General features: G+C 46.5%; 10 protein-coding genes and 1 riboswitch. Of the genes, 2 read left to right on the top strand and 8 right to left on the bottom strand.

Annotated elements, in window-relative coordinates:
* Window positions 1-59: 59 nt before the first annotated feature.
* From QE357_RS23750 to QE357_RS23715, 8 genes are all read right to left on the bottom strand, one after another.
* A complete protein-coding gene (locus QE357_RS23750) occupies window positions 60-818 on the bottom strand; it encodes a DUF4397 domain-containing protein (RefSeq protein WP_309713428.1) in 759 nt (252 codons plus the stop codon).
* Between the two features lie 11 nt (window positions 819-829).
* Window positions 830-3,580 (bottom strand): TonB-dependent receptor, encoded by a 2,751-nt coding sequence (locus tag QE357_RS23745; RefSeq protein ID WP_309713425.1) that lies wholly within the window; start codon window positions 3,578-3,580, stop codon window positions 830-832.
* A gap of 82 nt (window positions 3,581-3,662) precedes the next feature.
* Complete coding sequence (locus QE357_RS23740) at window positions 3,663-4,604, bottom strand: cytochrome c peroxidase (RefSeq protein ID WP_309713422.1); 942 nt, start codon at window positions 4,602-4,604, stop codon at window positions 3,663-3,665.
* Entirely contained in the window at window positions 4,601-5,077 is a 477-nt protein-coding gene (locus QE357_RS23735; protein WP_309713420.1) for a protein-disulfide reductase DsbD domain-containing protein, read from the bottom strand. Before QE357_RS23735 ends, QE357_RS23740 begins: the two co-directional genes overlap by 4 nt.
* 13 nt (window positions 5,078-5,090) lie before the next feature.
* Window positions 5,091-5,699: a YceI family protein gene (locus QE357_RS23730; protein WP_106636128.1), complete on the bottom strand. Its 609-nt coding sequence runs from the start codon at window positions 5,697-5,699 to the stop codon at window positions 5,091-5,093.
* A 124-nt stretch (window positions 5,700-5,823) separates the two neighbouring features.
* Entirely contained in the window at window positions 5,824-7,113 is a 1,290-nt protein-coding gene (locus tag QE357_RS23725; RefSeq protein ID WP_307144049.1) for a peroxiredoxin, read from the bottom strand.
* A 195-nt stretch (window positions 7,114-7,308) separates the two neighbouring features.
* Window positions 7,309-7,409: riboswitch (SAM riboswitch) on the bottom strand.
* Between the two features lie 207 nt (window positions 7,410-7,616).
* On the bottom strand, window positions 7,617-9,092 hold the full coding sequence (locus QE357_RS23720; RefSeq protein WP_106636129.1) for a RagB/SusD family nutrient uptake outer membrane protein: 1,476 nt from the start codon (window positions 9,090-9,092) through the stop codon (window positions 7,617-7,619).
* Window positions 9,093-9,104: 12 nt separating this feature from the next.
* Complete coding sequence (locus tag QE357_RS23715; protein WP_309713415.1) at window positions 9,105-12,284, bottom strand: TonB-dependent receptor; 3,180 nt, start codon at window positions 12,282-12,284, stop codon at window positions 9,105-9,107.
* Window positions 12,285-12,809: 525 nt separating this feature from the next.
* Between QE357_RS23715 and QE357_RS23710 the strand changes: the two genes are divergently transcribed.
* A complete protein-coding gene (locus QE357_RS23710) occupies window positions 12,810-14,519 on the top strand; it encodes a tetratricopeptide repeat protein (protein ID WP_309713412.1) in 1,710 nt (569 codons plus the stop codon).
* Between the two features lie 82 nt (window positions 14,520-14,601).
* The gene (locus QE357_RS23705) at window positions 14,602-15,612 is read left to right on the top strand and encodes a TlpA disulfide reductase family protein (RefSeq protein WP_309713409.1); all 1,011 of its coding nucleotides are present in this window, start codon (window positions 14,602-14,604) and stop codon (window positions 15,610-15,612) included.
* Window positions 15,613-15,679 lie beyond the last annotated feature (67 nt).

Genomic DNA, 15,679 nt, shown 5'->3' with positions numbered 1-15,679 from the left:
CTCTGATAGCCGACGGTTAAGATTAAAGCTAAACGCGGATCTATTGATGAAGTGAATCGTTAGTTGTGCAGGAGGGAAACCACTTTCAAGGCACCCGGCGAACCCTGAGTAAAGAGGGTGTAAATTTTTCCGTCCTGAAACGTGTAGGAGGCTGAGTGGAGAACACCCGTCGTATTACTGACGTTAAGCGTTTTCGTTCCAGCATTTACTTCCACAAAGGGCCCGAGCGTGTAGGCACTTAACGTTTCTCCGGTCAGGGCTGAATTCGCCGCTCTTCCGTAAGCCACATTTGTAAAAGCAACATCCGAACCCGTTACCGTCACAGCTCCCTGATCGGGGGAAAGATTAACGAAACGAAGCTTGGCTTTGCCCGCAGCCGGAGTAGTCAGATTATCGTAGAAGAGAATGAGTGAGTCTCCAGAAGTCCGGTTTTTACGAGTGGCAAAAACGGTATGATAAAAATCCGCAATGGGACCATTCGGCCCCCCAGAACTGCTAAAAGTGGCACTGTTTCCAAACTGTTGAGAAGCTTTGTAACTCGTTCCCGAACCTTCCGTCAGGTTAATCTGAACGTTTCCAAAAACTGTAGGCAGATACGCAGATGCATTACCGGGGGCTAAGGCAGTGGAAGTGATCTGGTTGGTGAACGTCCAAAACTGAACGGGCGTGGCGGTAGTACGGGCGTTCACAAAGCGAACATAGGCTGCTAATGCAGGACGTTCGGAGGCGTTAATATCAAGGTAATCGGTTTTGTTGCAGGAAGTCAAACCTGTAATGAACGTGAGTAACAGACCTGCTTTTATGAAGAGCTTGTTCATGGATGCTGTTTTTAGAAAGTGACAGAAAGGCGGGCGAAGGGCTGAATCCCTGCACTGCCGTTTTGAATCCCAACTACCGTCGGATTACGCAGGCTGACTACCTGAGAATAATCGCCAAGCTGATTAAAGAGGTTATTGACACCAGCCGTTACCTGAATGGCCGAAGAAACGCGGTAACCTACCGAAGCGTCCGTTACCCAGATAGGATTGAGTTTTTGGAAGAAATAATCAGGTCGGGGGAAGGTGGCATTCAGGGCTGTAGCCGTAGTAACCGATCCGAAATACACCGTGCGAAGCAGGTAATTAAAACGTCCCTGACGGTAGAAAGCCTGAAGTGTAATTTTCTGACCGGGAATATTGGAGGTAACCCGGGCCTTTTCGCCTTCGTTAAAAATAATGTAACGATAGGCTTCCAACCCTTTGGGTGTATGCACATTGGTTACTTCATTCTTTACAAAGTTGCCTCCCACCAGAAGCGTTAACTGACCACTGCGGAAGGGTGTTTTATAACTTCCTGTAAACTCAATACCCTTCGTGCGGGTACTAAAGGAGTTATAGAAAAACTTGGCCTGTGTCGTTCCCGTTTGCACGAAGAGGGTACGTACTTCCAGGGGTAAGTTGGTATCGGTTGCTGAGAAGTTACCCGTATTGCCTACCCGATTGTTCACCTCAACCAGATACGCATCCGCTGTTAATTCCAGATTCCGAACGGGTTGGGAAGTAAACCCGAAGGTATACCCTTTCGATTTTTCAGGCGTTAGGGAAGGGAACCCTAATGCCCGGGTGGCGGCACTTTTGTTGGAAGCCGTTACCTGATCAATAGCCCGGCCCTGCTGGAAACTCGTAGACGTTTCGGTATAATAGAACTGAGCCAGATCGGGGGCCCGGAAGCCTGTGTTATGCGAAGCCCGGATGCTTAACCAGTTGCTGAATTTGTAACGGGTGGCTACTTTATAAGTGGTTACGTTTCCAAAATCTGAAAAATTCTCTACCCTAAATGCCCCCGATAGTAACCAGTTCTGGGTAAGGTTTGCTTCTAGGTCCAGGTAACCCGCTGAAATGGCCCGGTTTACATTGACCTCGTTGGCTGGACGGAATCCGGCGTGGATTTGTGAGCCGGGCGAAAGACCGTTTAGACCAATGCTGCCCGCATTATTCAGGTAAGGAATACCTGCCGCCGTGGTATCAATGTCATAAATCGTGCGTAAATCGGCTTTGCTGTAGGATGCTTCCTCTCCCGCAATGATCTGATAGGTTTCCACCCGGTACTGGGCACCCAGGGCAACGTTCAATCCTTTCAACACCCGATCAAAGTAACGACTGAAATCAAGGCTGGCTGTGTTTTGACTGGCGTTATACTTTCCTGCGTCAAATGTAGTTGGGCTTTTCAAACCCAGACTAGCATTGATGGAATTGGTGATGACGTTACCGAAATCATTCTTTCCATAAACATTCGAAAAATCAACATTCCACCCGTGTACTTTTCCTTTAATACCCAGCGTCAGAGACTTATCGGTGATGATGTTTTCCATCGCGGGTAGAAAACCGTCGGGGTATAAAAACGAGTTGGTTCGCTCAGTCCAGCCGGGCAGACGATAGACTGCCGTAAACTGTGAGCTGCGGTGACTGATTCCGCCAAAAGCATAGATTTCCGCTTCTTCTTTCAGGGGAATGGCCGCGTTGAAAAAGAGTAACGCGTCTTTGGCTTTGTTAGAACCGCCACCGCGTTGATCAAAAAAGTGCCGATCAATGCCTCGCTTGGCGAGGATAGCCTCATCTATTTCTTTGGTATAAATGGCATCGTAAGCCCGGGTATTGGCTCCTCCGCCGTAAATCGGGCCGTTGTACAAACCCGAATCGTCTTTGCCGGGAGTCAGGGAAATTCCTTGCGTAGCAAATTCAGCCGTTGCATTGAAAAAACCGCCTTTGTTACCCAGCGAAAATCCATAATTGGCACTGGTTCGCGTCGTAGTTCCATCGCCGCGACGCCGCGTGCTGACGGTTGAGGTTGCCGTTAGTTCGTCGGTGCTTTTCCGCAAAACGATGTTAATAACCCCGGCAATCGCGTCTGAGCCGTATTGAGCAGCGGCTCCGTCCCGGAGTATTTCCACGCGTTCAATCGAACCCGTTGGAATAGAGTTCAGGTCATAACCCGTAGCTCCGTTGCCCAATCCACCCCAGTTAACATTAGAGCTTTTATGGCGACGTTTGCCGTTCACCAGCACTAAGACCTGATCTACGCCTAAACCCCGTAGCTGCGAAAGATTCAGAGCCGAACCCGCATCCCCGGCATTACTGCCATTGACCGAGTGAAAGGAAGGCGAAACGTATTGCAGAAGTTGGGTAATACTCACTTGGGGAGCCGATTCTTTCAGGGGTTTCAGATCAATTACATCGACGGGAACGGGAGAATCTGTTCGGGTACGACTGGCGTTTCGGGAGCCTACTACTTCAATTTCACCCAATTGATTCGCCGCAGATTCCAGCCGGATGACGTATTGATTCGACTTATTCAGAGCCACTTCCTGCGTCTGGTAACCGATGGCAGAAATAATAAGGGTAGTACCTTTATTGAACGTAAGCCTGAAGTTACCCTGGACATCGGTGGAGCTGCCGTGCGTGGTACCTTTGATGTAAACAGACGCTCCTGGAATGGGACCGCTGTCGGCGGAAGAGCTTACATTACCACTGATGATTCGTTGCTGTGCCTTCGTAGTTAAACTGATAATCAGTAAGAAAGTCAGGTAAAGAAAGTGTTTCATATATTAATTTACTAAATCTATAGAATTAGTAGAATAAATGAGTTGAAAGAAACCCGAGCAGGGGAAGCTCGGGTTCATTGATTTACTTTTTAGTGAACTGATCGTCGGTCAACGCATGCAGAAACGCCTCCAGATCAGTAATGTCACCTTCGCTTAAATTCAGGGGGGTACTAAGAGAGGGGTCCCGGTTGAAACCATTCTTGACAAACTGGTCGGGATGGTTGTAATAATGAATGACTTCCCGCAGTGTCTTGAACATACCGTTATGCATATACGGAGCCGTTAAGGCCACGTTACGCAAGCCCGGAACTTTAAAGTGACCCAGGTAAGTACTGTCTTTTACAATCCTGAACCGCCCCTGATCCAGCAAATCCTTTCCATCGAATAAACCAATGTTCTTGAATCGATCTGCCGTGAAATCTTCTCCTGAATGGCAATTGGCACAATTGGCTTTACCAATGAACAGATTTCTGCCACGAATGGCCGAAGCCGACATGGCCGCATCGTCTCCATTAATATACCGGTCATAGGGCGTATTACTGGTTTCCAGCGTTCGCTCATAGGCTGCAATTACTTCTGCCAGTTGAGTAGCCGTAACGTCTGATTTATAAAGTTTACGAAAAGCCTTTGCGTAAAACTTGTCGCCATTAAGGCGGGATACAGCTTCGGCGATGGGCAAGTTCATTTCGGTTGGGTTCGCAATCGGCTCCAGAGCCTGCATTTCTAGAGACGATGACCTCCCATCCCAAAAGAGTTGCAACCGACCTGCCAGATTCATCGCCGAAGGCGTATTACGTTCACCGGGGGTATTTCGCACACCCAGACTGAAGGACATCGTATCCGCAAAGGCAAATTCGGGTTTGTGACAGGAAGCACAGCTAATGGTGCGATCTTCGGAAAGAATAGGGTCAAAAAAGAGCTTTTTGCCCAGTTCTACTTTGCTTAGGGGTTCTTCTGAAGTAATAAACCTGAAGTTCAGAAAGAGTAATAGAATCCCCCCCAGAGCGAGGAAAAAGACTTTCATTGGGCATTTCGGGGATCAAAATTAAACGCTTGTCGAAAAGGAACGCATAAGCCTTTTTTATCGTGACAAACCTGACCAGTGATGTAGCCTGTGAAAAAATAATCCAGTTTATCGATTCTGACCTTCTGGCGAAATTCGGCCTGTTTCGTGAAGTAAGAGACATTCATTTCCCAGGTTTTGTCTTGCTTCGTTTGGGGCGAAATGGGAACGACCGGACCTAGCACTGAATACGTGCCATTAGATACGAACTCAAAATGAGTAGGCTGAGGACCTATATCTGCCTTAAAATCAGAAGAGTACAAAGACCATCCTTTTTCAACTCTAGCTCTCACGATGAGCTCTACTTCGTCACCGGGCTGGAGAGCGGTCTTCGATAGCGAATAATCCCATTCGAGTTGCTGAACGCTTTCCTGAGCCCATAGCGAGGTCACACTGGCTAGTAAAACGACTAGCCCGGTAAAAATTTTTCTCATAAACAAGGAAAGATTATCGACTCGCCGAAGCCGTGCCGCCCGCGTTAGCGACTAAGTTTACATCCAGTTCAAAGTCATTGTGGATGGCTTTATCACCCAGATTTTCGAAGAAATTAGTCGAACGGAATTTGATGTCGTATTTGGTACGATCTACCGGAATTTTAGCTGATGCCGTTAACTGGTTTTTATCAGCCTTTACCGTGGCGGGAAAGCTTACTTCCTGCGTAATGCCCTTGATGGTTAACTTCCCTTTGACCTGCACCTGACCCGCTGCCTGTGGGGTTACCGACGTAATCACAAAGGTTGATTTAGGGTGTTTGTCAACCGCGAAGAAATCATCCCCTTTGAGGTGATTGACTAGCTTCTGGTTGTATTCCTGATCTTTTAAATCTGTAACCGTCAGCGTGCGAAGATCGCTTTCAAACGAACCGCCTTTCAACTTACCATTATCAGCAATTAGGGTGCCGCTGGTAAGGGTAACGTTGCCATAGTGTTCACCGGTCACTTTTTTACCTTTCCATACGATAGTGCTTTTCTGGGTATCTACTTTGTAAGTAACCGTAGCCTGAGGCTTTGTAAATGCGAATGACGCAAGGGCGAGGAGAGCGAGTACTTTTTTCATGACAAGTTTTGTTTAGGTTTTTGTAAATGTAGCTGATTAGTAGCGAATTATGGTTTTTTAAGGAGTATCGGGTAAACTACCCGATACTCGAATACATGGCAAATCAACTTTGACGATCGAACGATTATCGTGCGGCCACATCGCTGCTGGCCGGAGCTTCTTCAGCAATGTATTTGTCCAGGTCTTTATTCCACTTCTTCACGTAGTTTTTGTAGTATTTCCCCGTTACTTCCCCGGTATAACCCGTGTGGATTTGCTTCACGGTTCCATCCCGACCAATGATGATCGTTGTTGGGAACGCCATCATTTTATTGAGGGCCGCGAATTTCTCGGAAGCCAGTTTTTTATCCGCAATACCACCGAAGAGAATGTCGTATTCAATACCGTATTTCTCTTTCAGTTTACCTAGTGTGTACTTGGCGTATTCCAGATCATCTTTCTGTTCAAAACCAACCGCGATGGCTTCTACGCCGCGATGTTTATTGGCCTTGTACCAGGGGGAAAGAAAAGCCGTCTGATCTGTGCAATTGGGGCACCAGGTCCCAATGATTTCCACGATAACTACTTTGCCTTTGTATTTGGCATCGCTCAGTTTTACGGTTTTTCCATTCAGATCGGGGAAAGTGAAATCCAGTTTATTCTGACCTTCCTTCAGTTGAGTCAGAGCATAGGGATCCGGAAGTTCTGCCTTTTTGTTTTTCGTCCACTCCAGCTTTTGAGTGACGTATAATCCACGATCAATTTCGGCGGATAAGGTTTTGTCCTCGTTGATTTTTCCTTTGATCAATACGGGATTAGGCCCGGTGAAGCCCGAAAGAACAAATTCATTTCCCTGAACAGTCCCCTCCAGTTCACGGGAATCACCCACGACCGTCATGATCACGCCCGTCAGTTTATTCCCCTTTTGTTCGAGTAAAGCGACCTGATTCGCAACCGGTTCTTTACTAATGAGTTTGATTTCCCATTTACCGCTCAGGTTAGCCGCTGGGGCAATGTCTTTACCGGGTTCAACGAATCGGTAAGACTTACCGTATTCCGCCGTAAAAGGCAGCGAGTTACCCCGGAAGCTGGGCACCAGACTGCGGTATTCACCCGTGAGGTGGCCGTCGGGGTGAACCTTAGCTACCAGTGCGGCATCGTACGTATTCATTTTAATAAATAAAGAATCAGAAGCCGTTTGTTTGACGTGGAAGTGATCCTGACGGGTGCCATTGATGAGGGTGAAAGTAGCGTCTTCGGCTTTATTACCCTTTACTTCAAAATTAAAGGGAACCTTCTGTTCGTTAATGGTGAAAACGCCCCGCCAAACGCCTTCTTTCGGGAATTGAGTTTGCTGAGCCTGCGAAGAAAAACCACTGAGTACGGACAAGGTAAGGGCCGTGCCTTTCAGGAATGAAATGGCTTTCATTTTCATAAATAGATGTGTTAGAAATAGTTAGGAAATGCACTCGCGTTGAAACGTGTGCAGAGAAAGAAAGCATAAACACCAGTGCAGGCAGGCAGATGCAAATGACTTTCGTGATTAGTTGAGGTTGGACGGATCTCAGCAGCAGCAGGTGCAGCAGCGAGCATTGCAGGCGAATAGCTTAGCGTTCATGGTTGGTTGTTGGGTTTATAGTTCCTAATTCAATAGGCAGGTTAGCACTGATTCCGTTCAGGAAAGTTGCTAAGGATTCAAAGAGCCTGTCTCTCCACCTTTCTTTATAAGCCGCAACTACTTTTGCAGGGAAGTAATTGAAGACTCTGCAAAGATATATACGTGAAAATACATTATCCAAATAAATCTATAGATTTTATAGACTAATAACGTTTATTTTTTTAGCCAAACCTATTAATCATTTGTCAATCAGTAGATTGAGAATTGAAGTTAGATTAGGCAGCAGGCATCTAGCTTGAACAAATGCCTGCTGCCTGTGATTAATTACGGGTCATTAGCTTATTAGCGGTTAACTCACTGGCTGGAATGAGCCATACATATGTAGGATCGCTCGGTACGATGGCCGGTACAGTGCCTTTTGCTGGAAACGTTAGATTCTGCCGGTAAATGTCAATAGAGCGTAAGCCTTCGCCTAAAAACTCAATGCGGCGTTCTTTTAGAATCGTTTCCAGCAAAGCACTGGCATTAGGAAAGCTGGCGGTAGTCCACTGCGTAGAAGCATCCGACCTTGATCGCACGGCACTCAGCAACTGAACGGCTCGGGCATCTACTGAATTGGTCGAGCGGGTTCGTGCCTCAGCAAGGTTCAATAGCACTTCCGCGTAGCGAATAATCGGAGCTTTGTCGGTATAAGGCGACGGACTCGAGTATTTCGATAACCACTGCTGCCCGCCCGAAGTAACCACAAACTGGCGGCGGGCATCGGTCGATTTCCAGGTGCTTTCGCCCAGAATTCCTGCCGGGTTCAGGTAATACTCCCTGTTACCTGTCGGCAGGTAGTAAAAGCCAAATTGATTCTGCGTTCCTGGGTTGTCCTGATTGGTGAAAACGAGCGAGAAGATGCTTTCCGTTGTGGTTTGCGGTACGGCAAAGACCGAAGCAATATTGGCTTGCAAGGCATGCTTTACGCCCGTGGTGGCCGTAAAGGGAGCAGAAGCGGAGACAATCTTGTCGGCTTCCCGGATTACGTCATCCCATTTAGATTGAGCCAGATAAACTTTCGTTTTAAACGCAATTGCCGAATTCCGATGCGGATGCGAGACATTGGTCAATTCATCGGTATAATTTAACGGAAGGTTCTGCTCGGCGAAATTCAAATCCTCAATAATCTGAGCGTAAACTTCGGCCACCGTACTCCGGGCCAGATCGTTATTCGCTGCATTGGTTTCAGCCTGAAGCCGAAGCGGCAAGCCCGGACTGGAACCATTAGAAGTTGCCCCATACGACCGGGCATAAAACTGCAGTACGTAGAAATAAGCCACCGCTCTCACGAACCGAGCTTCGGCTTTGTATTTTAGCACTTGCTGGTCATAGTTGGCTGGAAACGTAGGAGGTACGAATTTGCTGGCGTTATCATCCAGACCTTTTAGAAATACGTTAACTTTATTAATAGAAGCATAAGCCGCGTCCCAGATGCCACCCGTCTGCGATTCGTTTTGTGTAAAGCTCCACACGTTAAAACCAGTACCCTGGTTGGCCTTGACATTCAGGAATTCTTCTCCCTGAATATCGCTATAAATGTGATAACGCCCTCCTAGAAAGGCTCCTGATTTAATGGACGAAGAACTGAATAACCCGTTCACCTGCTGGGCAATGCGGGCAGGTGTATCGAAAACGACAATGTCGGTGAAAAACGTAGTGGGTGTGGGTTCTAGTTTGTCTTCGTTGCAGGAAGAAAGTGCAAGTACGATTCCAAGGCCTAGTACGCGGGACGTATGTTTGAGTAAGTGATTCATAATCAGGAAGGGTTAAAAGCCAATAGTAATACCGAGGGATACTGTACGGGTTTGTCCCAATGCATTCCGGTCCACGCCGGGACCCGTATTGCTGTTTCCATTCACCGTAGATTCGGGATCATAACCGCTGTACTTCGTAAAAACCAGAGCATTCTGCACCTGAGCGTACACGCGGGCACTCGATACATGAAGGCGGTTCAGAACATTTGGATTGATTTTGTACCCCAACGAAACATTCCGCAGACGAGCAAAATCGCCTTTTTCAATATTTTCGGAAATGGAGATAGCCGCTCCGCCGTTGGAAATGTTATCTCCGTAAACCGCCCGTGGTAATTTCCCATCTTTATTATTCGGTGTCCAGCGGTCGAGGAGATCCGTGCTGTTGTTGTAGCCGCGTTGATCACGAGTTCCAGGTTTGGTGCCGTTCAGAACCTTATTACCTCCCGAGAATTGCAGGAATAAACCCAGATCGAAGTTTTTGTAGGTAAACGTGTTATCAAATCCGCCGTACCATTTTGGCAAAGCCGGGCCTTGATTTCTACCGTCGGCCAGCGTCGTTGCAGCAGATACGGACGTGCCTTCCAGCGTCGTCCATCGTTGGGATGCGGAGGCCGAATGATCGTATTGAACCACGGTTCCGTCGGCTTTCTGGAATAAACGGCGACCATTTTCAGGATTAACCCCCAGCGTAGTAACGGCCCAGAGACTGGAAACCGATTTTCCAATTTCAATTACGTTTTCACCGTTGATTATCCGCTGGTTATCTCCATTCAGGCTAATGACCTTATTTTTCAGCGTCGTTACATTCGCATTGATTTTCCAGCTGAACTCATCCGTACGAACGGCATGGGCCTGTACGCTGAACTCCAGCCCGGTATTTTGCATCGATCCAATATTGAGTAACAGAGAATTGGAGGGAATCCCTTTGGAAGATGCCTGCGGAACATTGAGAATCAGGCCATCCACATCGTTTTGGTAATAGGCGATTTCTCCGGTAATGCGATCATTGAGTAAGCCAAAAGCAAATCCAAAATCAGTTTTCTTGCTGGTTTCCCAGGACAGACTTCGGTTTCCCGCCTGATCGTAATAAAGCGTAGGGGAATCGCCCTGTAAACCAGCCGCGTAGGATTGCAGCGAAGCATAGTCATTAATGCCCTGATTATTCCCAACCAGACCGTAGCTACCCCGGAATTTCAGGTAACTTACGATTCGACTGATGGCTGAATTCGCCCAGAAAGTTTCATCTGAGATGGAGTACCCCAGCGAAGCACCGTAGAAGTTACCAAACTTTTTACCACTCGCAAAAGCTGAATAGCCGTCCCGACGGAAGTTAAGAGTAGCGAAATATTTTTTACCGAAATCATAATTCAAACGTCCGAAATAGGATAACAGGAAGTTTTCCGTTTGAGCCATGCTCACCGGAACTGTATTTACGAAGTTCCCCTTGACACTCCTGAAAAGTGGATCGGACTGGTTCGTTCGGTTTAAACCCCAACGGTCCACTGTAGAAAGTTGCTGTTCATTGCCGATTAACAAAGAAATATTATGCTTTCCAGCCAATGAAAAATCGTATTGAGCCGTATTCTGCCAGTTCCAACGGTAGTTATTGCGATAACGGCTGGTCGCACTGCCACCCACAAATACGCCGGGAGGAGTAAGCGGACTTTCATACGATTCATCGACTACACTCAACCGATCAATCCCATATTGAGTACGGATGTTCAGCCCTTTGATGATTTCCCAATTGGCGTATAAACTTCCTTGCGTGGCGGCACCCGACGAACGATAGCGATCATTATCCATCACCGCCGCCAGATTGGCCCAGATGGACGGAATACGGTTATTCATCTGACCGATCAAACCACCAGAACCGATATTATACGAGCCATCGCTATTGTATGGACTCAGGTTAGGGTCAGGGCTTAAGGCTAAACGCGGACCGTTGGTGTAGGAATAGACTTCCCCACTTACTGAACCTGAATTGACGGAAAGGGTGCTGGTGTTACTGATAGCAAAATTAGCTCCAATCGTAAAGGTTTTGAAAAGCTTATGGTCGATTTTAACACGAGCATTTTTACGATCAAATTCGTTATGCTTCACAATCCCCGCCTGATCGGTATATCCCAGTGAAACGTAATAATTAGTCCGCTCCGAACCGCCTGAAAAACTCAAAGCGTGCGACTGCGAAAAGCCATTATTCTGGTAAAATAGTTTCTTATAGTCGGTATCAATTAAGTTGCCGTTGGCGTCATAATTTAAAGCGTAACCGGGCGTTTGTCCGGCATTGGCAAGGGCTTCATTTTTCAGGGTAACAAAATCTTCCGCCCCCAGCATTTGGATTTTGTTAAGTCGGTAGGGATTCGACCAGCTTACCCAGGAATCCAGACTTACTTTTACATTACCCTTTTTGCCCTGTTTAGTGGTAATCAGAATGACCCCGGCACTGGCCCGTGAACCGTAAATAGCAGTGGCCGAAGCATCTTTTAATACCTCAACGCTCTCAATATCAGCCGGATTAATATTAGATAATGGGTTATTAGAAGCTGAATTGGTAGAGATATTATCCGTATACGTAGGTACGCCATCTACCACAACCAGCGGGAAGGAACTCAGGTTAATTGAGTTAATCCCGCGAATACGAATGACGGGTGTAGCGTTCAGAGCTCCGCCGGGGGTTGAAATGTTAACTCCAGCGGCTCTTCCCTGTAGGGCCTGATCAAAACTTTGCACGGGAGCAGCGGCAAGGTCTTTACCCGAAACCGTTGCGATCGAGCCCGTTAAATCCCGTTTCTGCTGGGTACCATACCCCACAACAACCACTTCATTCAACTGGCTGGTCTGCGATTCCAGATGGATATCCACGCGAGTTCGAGTACCTACGATTACTTCCTGTGAGATAAAGCCAACAAAAGAAAAAACTAATGTCGCTTTTGCATCAGCTATGCGAAGCTGATAATTTCCGTTGGCGTCGGTCGTAGTGCCGACGGTGGTTCCCTTAATGGCGACCGACACGCCAGGTAGAGGTGTACCATCGCTTTGAGCAGTTACTTTCCCCTGAATCACTAGGTCTTTTGATGAGATGAGTAGGGGCTGATGGAGAGGAGCGGCTTCGGCTGGCGGTGTGCCCGATAAAGCATAACTCAGTAATAACAAACCCAGAATCTGCTGAGCGGAAATGATAGGTTTTTTCATACTCTTGTCAATGAAAAGATGGGAATAAGGCACACAAAGGAGTACTGATAAAGCAATAGGAGAACTTCAGACCTAATCAATAGCTAAGTCTGACACTAGGGGAATTCGTAAAAAGAAGGCGGAGAATCTTCCGAAATAATACTTCGGAGATCAATGGAATAATGGAATACCTAGCAACAACACGATTTGAAGTAGAGATCGTGTAAGAGAGCGACAGAAGAATACTCGGTGAGAAAATTATATACAGCTTGTTTCATTATGGAAGATTTAAAGTCTATAAAATTGGTAGGCAAAGTAGGATAAACTTAAATGCTTTTCCAAATGCTTTTAAAAACTTTATTTTAAAGCTTCTGTATAGATTATTCAAAAATCACCTTCGCTGGGGATTGACAGGATAGTATATTTTCATATAATAACATACTAAATATATAGAGTAAGTGTATATTTGATTCAGATTTTGTTTTAGGAGTTGCCTGTCTGTTCTTTTCTATCGGATAAAAAACAGTCTTTCCGTCTGAATCCCTTATGAAACTTCGCTTACTAGCTTTGAGTTTACTTTCCCTGCCTGCCCTGAGTCAACGGGTGTATCACGATGATCATCACCACGATCCAGAAGGTCGGGCGATGAATCACGATCATCTTACTCATATTCAGGAATATCGTAAAGAAACGGTTTATGTACATCATCTTCCGGCTCCACAAGTAATGTCGGGAATTGGTACTTCTGATCTGAAAATTCAAACGAAATCTTCTTTAACTCAAACCTATTTCAATCAGGGCGTTGCCTTACTGCATGGTTTCTGGGATTTTGAGGCGTATCGGGCTTTTAAAGAAGCGTCCCGTCAGGATTCAACCGCCCTCATGCCTTATTGGGGTATTTATAGTGCAATTGGTTCCATGGAAGGGGATGACTTTGCGGAAGACCGGATTCGGGCTGTGGCAAAAATTAAAGCGTTGAAAGATAAGGCCCCTCCGCATGAAAGGCGTTATGCGGAAGCCATTCTGGCCCGCGAGGTATCGGGGGCAAACCACAAAAAGGAGTATGAACGTATTCTGGAGTTACTGGTTCACGAATACCCCGACGATGTAGATGCCAAGCTCTTTCTGGCTTTAAGCAAAATGAGCGGCTATGATCTCAAGCTGAATCCCAGAGAGGGAACGATGTATGCCGAATACCTGCTGCGAGACGTACTAAAATCGCATCCCGATAACGCCGGAGCTCATCATTACTGGATTCACCTGAAGGAAAATTGTTGCCCGGAAGAGGCTCTTGAAAGCTGTGAAAAATTACCTAAACTCGGTCCGGCTTCGAGTCATCTGGTGCACATGCCGGGTCACGTGTACTATAAGTTAGGCGAATACCAGAAAGCCTTCGATACATTCAAAGCTTCCGTCGCGGTGGACTCCGTTTATATGAAAAAGCAGAATATTCAGGAAGTTGATGCTTGGAATTACATTCACAATATCAATTACTTATTGGCCAATTGTGCCGAAGATGGACGTTACGCAACGGCATTGTACTATGCCGAAAAGCTCCAGAATATGCCTGCTTCGAAAGAACGCAAACGCAAGTACGAAGGTCGTTTCTTTTATCAGGGCATTCTTGCTCCCGTAAAAATGGAAATCTGTTTTGGGCATTACGACCGGGCGGCCCAACGTCTTAAAGCCATTTTGCCCACTGACAGTTTGTATTCAGTCAAAGCAATGGCGTATAAAGATGGACTATATTATTTTTCTGCAGGAATGGACGCCATCAAGCGAAATAAAATTGAGGAAGCTCAGAAGTTGGTTGATGCACTGGATGCTACGCTTTGGCGAAATGTCAACCAGTTTAGCGAAGCAGATATTATCAATTCGCGGCGGGTGAATGACTTAAATGTAGCTTCGCTGGAATTACAGGGACTGATCAAAAACGCTCAGGGACATACCAAAGAAGCGATTGCCTTATTGGAAAAAGCAAAGGTTAAGGAAGAAGAATTAGGGTACAGCGAACCGCCTTCGTATGCCCGTCCGGTATTGATTAGCCTCGGCGAAGTGCAGTTACAGGCCAAAAATTACGATCAGGCTATTAAAGCGTATACGGAGTTATTGCATAAACATCCCAATTCAGCCAACGGACTCTGGGGCTTGTATAAAGTATATCGAAAAAAAGGCGATTCGACCAAAGCCAAAGAATACGCCGATTTGCTAGCGAGAATTTCCCGTTATGGCGATAAGAGTCTGTATCCGCTTTAATGTCAGCCGTTTTTAAACGCACTCCCATCGCTATACGCAGAAGGATTTCTGAAAACTTTTTTCAATTCAAACCAATCACTCAATGAATCTGCTCAAATCTTTAACGCTGGTGGCTGGACTAGGTCTGACCTCACTGGCTCAGGCTCAAACACCCGTGAATATTTCAGGAACCGTTGCGGGTATTAACACCGGAAAAGTGTACTTGCAACGCTTCCACAATAAAATGTTTTATACGGTTGAAGCCGTACCCGTGAAAGATGGGAAGTTTCAGATTCAGCGGAAGCTACAGTTACCCGAAGTATATGGTATCACGATCGATACCACCCGTGGAAATCAGTTTCTGTTTCTGGACGCTACCGATACTAAAGTAACGATCAGTCTGGATAGTGTAGCTCGCTACCGGAACACAAAAGTAACGGGCTCCAAGGGGCAAGATCTGCTGGCAAGTTTCCGTCAGGGGCAGGAAGGGAAGATTGAGGATTTCATTAAAAAGAATCCAACGTCCATTGTTCCAACCTATATTCTGTATCGGGAATATTCGTACCGACTAACACCGGAAGAAATTGAGAAAAACGTAGCCTTACTCGACGCGTCGCTTCAAAAAACGCCTTATGTGAAAACGCTGAAAGAGCTGGTGAGTACCCTGCGAAGTGTGCAGGTAGGAGAAAAAGCCAAAGACTTTCAGGCCAACACACCCGAAGGGAAGCCCCTGCGGTTGTCAAGTCTGTACGGAAAGAGCTATATTCTGGTAGATTTCTGGGCGGCCTGGTGTGGCCCCTGCCGGCACGAAAACCCGAACCTGGTAAAGACCTATGAAAAATACAAAGGGCAGGGCTTTACTATTCTTGGCGTATCACTGGATCATACCAAAGAAGCCTGGCTGAAAGCCATCGCCAAAGACCAACTGACCTGGCATCAAGTATCGGATCTGAAATACTGGAACAGCGAACCCGCTCAATTATACGGCGTTCGGGCCATCCCATCAAACGTATTACTCGATGCCGAAGGACGAATTGTTGCTCGTAATTTAAGAGGGGAAGAGTTAGGAGCCAAATTAGAGGACTTGTATTCAAAGTCGGCGGCTAATAAGTGATGTAAGGAGTTAGGGATAAGTTCTTGTAATAATTTAATACATAGATAAATGGATTGTAAAATGCTTA

It is taken from the genome of Siphonobacter sp. SORGH_AS_0500, from assembly GCF_031453245.1.
In the GTDB taxonomy this organism is placed as follows: Bacteria; Bacteroidota; Bacteroidia; order Cytophagales; family Spirosomataceae; genus Siphonobacter.
Note: the sequence above shows the minus strand (reverse complement) of the source record. Positions and strands in the feature narration are given on the sequence as shown.

What these genes read in the sequence shown, in the direction of transcription:
- QE357_RS23750 (WP_309713428.1), bottom strand. Translation starts at nt 818, where the DNA reads ATGAACAAGCTCTTCATAAAAGCAGGTCTGTTACTCACGTTCATTACA.
- QE357_RS23745 (WP_309713425.1), bottom strand. Translation starts at nt 3,580, where the DNA reads ATGAAACACTTTCTTTACCTGACTTTCTTACTGATTATCAGTTTAACT.
- QE357_RS23740 (WP_309713422.1), bottom strand. Translation starts at nt 4,604, where the DNA reads ATGAAAGTCTTTTTCCTCGCTCTGGGGGGGATTCTATTACTCTTTCTG.
- QE357_RS23735 (WP_309713420.1), bottom strand. Translation starts at nt 5,077, where the DNA reads ATGAGAAAAATTTTTACCGGGCTAGTCGTTTTACTAGCCAGTGTGACC.
- QE357_RS23730 (WP_106636128.1), bottom strand. Translation starts at nt 5,699, where the DNA reads ATGAAAAAAGTACTCGCTCTCCTCGCCCTTGCGTCATTCGCATTTACA.
- QE357_RS23725 (WP_307144049.1), bottom strand. Translation starts at nt 7,113, where the DNA reads ATGAAAATGAAAGCCATTTCATTCCTGAAAGGCACGGCCCTTACCTTG.
- QE357_RS23720 (WP_106636129.1), bottom strand. Translation starts at nt 9,092, where the DNA reads ATGAATCACTTACTCAAACATACGTCCCGCGTACTAGGCCTTGGAATC.
- QE357_RS23715 (WP_309713415.1), bottom strand. Translation starts at nt 12,284, where the DNA reads ATGAAAAAACCTATCATTTCCGCTCAGCAGATTCTGGGTTTGTTATTA.
- QE357_RS23710 (WP_309713412.1), top strand. Translation starts at nt 12,810, where the DNA reads ATGAAACTTCGCTTACTAGCTTTGAGTTTACTTTCCCTGCCTGCCCTG.
- QE357_RS23705 (WP_309713409.1), top strand. Translation starts at nt 14,602, where the DNA reads ATGAATCTGCTCAAATCTTTAACGCTGGTGGCTGGACTAGGTCTGACC.